This is a genomic window from Serratia sp. LTN-2, from assembly GCF_059740205.1.
Window position 1 is genome coordinate 61,473 of sequence record NZ_JCAXDO010000020.1, and the last position, 4,585, is coordinate 66,057.

The following is a 4,585-nucleotide window of genomic DNA, read 5'->3' on the forward strand; positions in this document are numbered from 1 at the left end:
ATAAGCCTTGAAGGTGAGGCGAGAGATGATGTGCAGGGCTAATCCCGGTGCATATTCAGTATTTTAATTTAACATAATGCGCATTATGTGTACTTTTTTAACAAAATCAGATAGTTAAGCTAGTCGAACATTATCGGTGGGTATTCATGGATGGTCACCCCAGTAGGAGTACACTGTTAGATTGGTAACGTTCAAGGCTTCAGATGCGAAAAACCCCAGCCAAGCCGGGGTCCTTCAATTCTTTTGCCTATCGTGTCTGCACTAGAACCCATGAAACATGGGGGATGATTCAACACCGGCTAACGTTATGAGGGAAGAATACCCTATAATGTGGGCTCAGTCAACTAACCGTCCCTCCATACCCGGAGAAGCTGCCAGGAGGCATGATGCCAAAGCGCATTGCTGATTACACCCCCGTTCTTTCCCTGCTATCTACAGCCAGGCTGTCATCAGTTCCTGGAACTTTTAACATACAAAATAACAATATCGAAATGTATGGTTTCAGTTTATGGGTGCAAAACGCAGCTGCATCGTTATATCCATTAGTACAACAACTTGAACTTATTCTCAGAAACTCTATCGATAAAGCAGCTCGAAGCAGGTTCGGAGATAAATGGTGGGATGTAATAAAATTTGACACAACAAAAGATAACCATAGTAAGTTCCGAGATTGTATAAAAGAAGCAGAGAAAAGTTTGAAAAAAAGTTGGCGGGACAGAGAAACAGCACGGCAAGGTCTCGCGCATCATTCATTGCTAACGACACCGCCACCAGTGTTTAGTCACGATGATATTATTGCTACAACTAACTTTTCCACTTGGGAGTCGGTTCTTTTAGATGCATTACATACAGAAAACAATGCAGAAAAAGCTGATTATCTTTGGCCTAATTCCTTGCCAAAAGCATTTCGCCGCCTGAGTGAAATAGATATTAAACCCATTGAAGCAAGACGGAAGTTAATTAACTTACTAAAAGAAATAAGAGATTACAGAAACAGGCTATTTCACCATGATTGCATATGGATAAAATCCAAATCTGTTGATGCTAAAACAGCCATTGACTCTATAAGGGAAAAAATAAATCTAATAGAAAAATTGATAACGGCAATTAGCCCCATAACCTGCCAAGCTCTTAATGCATGGGGAATGTTCGCCAATGCCAGGAGAGTTTGTTCCATTGAAGAACTGAACATTTATACCAACCTCAACTATCAAACACCTGATACCACTGAACCAGGCGTGCTTGACAAATTATTTCAACAAACCAAAGGAGGAAAACAATCCGTCCCAATGGTATTGAATAATAACTCCTGTTGCATTTTATTTAAAATGAGATAATTTTAAATTCGCAAAAGGCCCTTAGTAAAGGGCCGAAAAATAGATCCACAACCACTAAAACAATCATAAATTAATCAACCTACTATCAATTACCTCTTCCCCTGTAAATTGATGACAGTCAATGGTATATCGTATAAAATCATGAAGTTATTTTCGATATCCACAGAGATGATCCCGACTTTCTCGTCACTCGATGATCATGATCGTGCCTGCATCACCTTATGTCATCATTTCATCGCAATAATTATTTCCACCCTTAGATTTTCTCAACGTTGGATTATGGTTTCTATTTAGACGTTCAATCGTCTCTGTGTGAGATACTTCACCTCTGAATATACGTTGTAAGAAATCATCAAGCATATGACACGCGCCATCGATATCTTTTTCATCAACGGGTTTTAGATTATGACTTCCTGTATTCCCCAGCCATTTCAACGCTTCAAACCCTTCTCTTAATGAGCTGTAATTTTCAGGAATTCCTTTAATTCTTTTATCAAGAGATACATATCTTCCTTTATCTTCCCTAGGTATTTCAAAATAGTCCATGATAATTTCAAGCGTAGTCCGAAGTGCATTAATTGCAGCTTGCGGATGTCCTGGAAGATGGGCTGAGATTTCTTGAAGCTGCACTTTTATTTGTTCAGGATACTGCTCACAGGGAGTAAACACAGGGATAGGGGGATAAATGCTTTTTGGTTTGTAAAATTCAAACCAATCCCATTCCCCACTCGATCTATTAATATATTGTTGTTCATACCCCCCAACCCCCATGACAACAACTGGCTGATAGCAGTTACTCTGACTACATTTTAACATTAAGCTAAAAATGAACTCCTCATTATCATATCGATACCCTTCATGCTCGTGATATTTATGGGCTGCTGGAGTTGTGCCTTTTACAACGCTGTTGGGAATAATTTTTAGTGTTGCCTTATAGCAATTTGGACATACCCAATCAGGATAGTCATCTTTATAAAATGAATTAAATACAAATCGGCCTGACATATTAACACTCCTAAATTCAAGGCATCTTATATTCCGATACCAGTCATTTAATATATTATGAAAAGTATCCGGCGTTTTCCTAAGCTATACTAAATAACATGTCTGTACTCTGGATTATCCTATGTGTGGCCGCTTTGCACAATTCCATAGCCGCGACGAATTTCTCGCCGCCCTGGAGCCTGATACACCGGTTAGCACCGCCGGTGACTGGCATGCACGGTATAACGTCGCCCCTGGCACGCCAGTGCCGGTGTTTCATCATCACGATGGCCAGCTGCAGCTGACCCCGGTTAACTGGGGCTATGCACCGGTATGGTGGCGCGAACAGGGAAAACCACCGCTCATCAATGCCCGCGTTGAAACCGCGGAGCACAGCCGGATGTTCGCCCCGCTCTGGAAGCACGGCCGCGCGCTGGTGCCGGCATCGGGCTGGTACGAATGGAAAAAGTCGACGGAGGATCCACGGCTGAAGCAGCCCTATTTGGGGTTCTACGCCGGAACCGCCGAAATTTCCGTTACCCCAGTTTCAGCCCGGCAACCAGTGTATCCAGATCAATAAGTTCATTGCTGCTCTGGAAGGTGTAATGCCCGTTCAGCAAAATGTGCTGCCAGGCCACCGGTGATATCCGGGTCAGCGCCTCGACGCCTTTGGCGTTACCTTCGGCTTCCAGTCGCTCCAGCAACCGTGACAGGATCGCGGAGTTGTAATAAACGATCGCGTTGGAGATCAACCGCCCGCACTGATTACTGATTTCCGTTTCAAGGTCATTTTTCCCGGTTAACTCCTTTTTGCCGCCAACTTTGGCGACTGCAGCACGTAGCTGGTGATAAGATTCAATCCGGTTCTGGGAGCGACGGATATTCCGTTCCAGCTGTGGATCACGCAGATACTTCAGCGTGTAAATGCTGCGAACCAGCCGGTCATATTCAAATACCGCCTGTCTTGTCGGGTTAGTTGTTGTGTACGTACACAGTTTGCGGATCAGCGTTCCCTGCGTCATTTCCTTCAGCCCCAGCGTGGCGACAATGCGATCGAGATTGCTTTTTTCGCGGGTGATAAGGTTCAGGTCAATCTGCCCGACGGGCTGAATCAGGCATTTTTTATAGGCCGACGGCTCTCTGGTGCAGTACAGCTCCTGCAGCTGCCTGTTCAGGTCGGTAAAATGAGGTTCAAAGCGCAGGCCAAACCAATGCAGGATCGCAAAGTTGGCTTTGTTGATGCTGTGCATGTCTCCGGTGATGGCCGTGGGTTTCACCTCTGAGGTGTTGCGGTACCAGATATCAAAGACATGTGGCCTTCATACTCGTTTGTGCCAATCAGGTATCCGTAGATCGGGATGTGATTACACAGCAGCGTGTAGGCCACCATACCTTTACCGCGACCGAAATATTTACGTGAATGTCTGGCCTTTACTGTCGGTCGCTCAACGCCAAATTTTTGCCCGTCAACGGCGCCATAAAGCGTTTCAGGATCAAACGAATAGAGCGGGAAAACCGGCAGAGCCTCTATGGCATCGGTGATACAGTCATTAGCTGTGAGCAGCGACGCCAGACGAAGGTACTGTTCGTACGTGGTTTCCAGCACATGGAACGGAATATCGCTGGTTCGCGCCATCACGTGATGACCATGATTCATCGCCTGGGCAACAATGACCGCCATCAGGCTGTCTGCATCAGCGTATTTTTTGGCATAGCGGGGCTGCAGCGGCTTCATGGCGGGCAGAAACCGGCAGTGCTCGTTAACAAAGCGGCAGACGTCGGTTACATCGCAGAACGGTAGCTGCTCATAAAAACGCTTATTCTGTACCTTATGACGACTGACCACGGATTTATGCCAGGTCAGTTTCTGCGTTTCTCTGTCGTATTCCAGATGTTTCAGCTTCCCCTGCTTCAGCTCCCGGTTGAACGCTTTCCACTGTCGGTGCAGCTCGGACTCCAGCGCTTTTAGCTGCGTTTTAATCGGCTTCTGCAGAAAGGGGATGTTCATGTCAGCCAGTACCGCGGCCTGTTCCCCTTCCGGGACCAGTTCATCAGAAAGATGGCGGTGCCGGAGACTGTCGTTGAGGTGGAATTCCCCTGCCTGAAAACGCTTTCTTATCTGCCGGTAGAGCCAGAACTCATAGCGCCCGGCATTCAGGCCTGCGGGCTCACCGTCTTCACCTAACTGAACGTAGCGCACCTGCGGTGCGAGCACGGCAGCGTTGCTGCCTCAACCGTCTTTAAGCCCCAGCCTCACATCAACA

2 protein-coding genes and 2 pseudogenes are annotated in these 4,585 nt (G+C 46.2%); 2 read left to right on the forward strand and 2 right to left on the reverse strand.

Annotated features, from left to right (window positions below; all coding sequences use genetic code 11):
- The first annotated feature begins 386 nt into the window (after positions 1-386).
- Complete coding sequence (locus AC6BYQ_RS24545) at positions 387-1,337, forward strand: CAAX protease (RefSeq protein WP_498057664.1); 951 nt, start codon at positions 387-389, stop codon at positions 1,335-1,337.
- A 219-nt stretch (positions 1,338-1,556) separates the two neighbouring features.
- On the opposite strand, the gene AC6BYQ_RS24550 is transcribed toward AC6BYQ_RS24545, so the two are convergent.
- Positions 1,557-2,342 carry a DUF8608 domain-containing protein gene (locus AC6BYQ_RS24550; RefSeq protein ID WP_498057665.1) on the reverse strand — a complete coding sequence of 262 codons (786 nt, stop codon included), beginning with the start codon at positions 2,340-2,342 and terminating at the stop codon, positions 1,557-1,559.
- A 121-nt stretch (positions 2,343-2,463) separates the two neighbouring features.
- Here AC6BYQ_RS24550 and AC6BYQ_RS24555 point away from each other — a divergent pair.
- Positions 2,464-2,823 (forward strand): annotated as a pseudogene (locus AC6BYQ_RS24555) (SOS response-associated peptidase family protein); the annotation flags it as partial.
- 34 nt (positions 2,824-2,857) lie between these two features.
- Here the strand turns inward: AC6BYQ_RS24555 and AC6BYQ_RS24560 are convergent.
- Positions 2,858-4,497 (reverse strand): annotated as a pseudogene (locus AC6BYQ_RS24560) (Tn3 family transposase); the annotation flags it as partial.
- Between the last annotated feature and the right edge of the window lie 88 nt (positions 4,498-4,585).

Excerpts from the sequence above, each read along its gene's own strand:
- AC6BYQ_RS24545 (WP_498057664.1), top strand. The coding sequence starts at position 387 with ATGCCAAAGCGCATTGCTGATTACACCCCCGTTCTTTCCCTGCTATCT.
- AC6BYQ_RS24550 (WP_498057665.1), bottom strand. The coding sequence starts at position 2,342 with ATGTCAGGCCGATTTGTATTTAATTCATTTTATAAAGATGACTATCCT.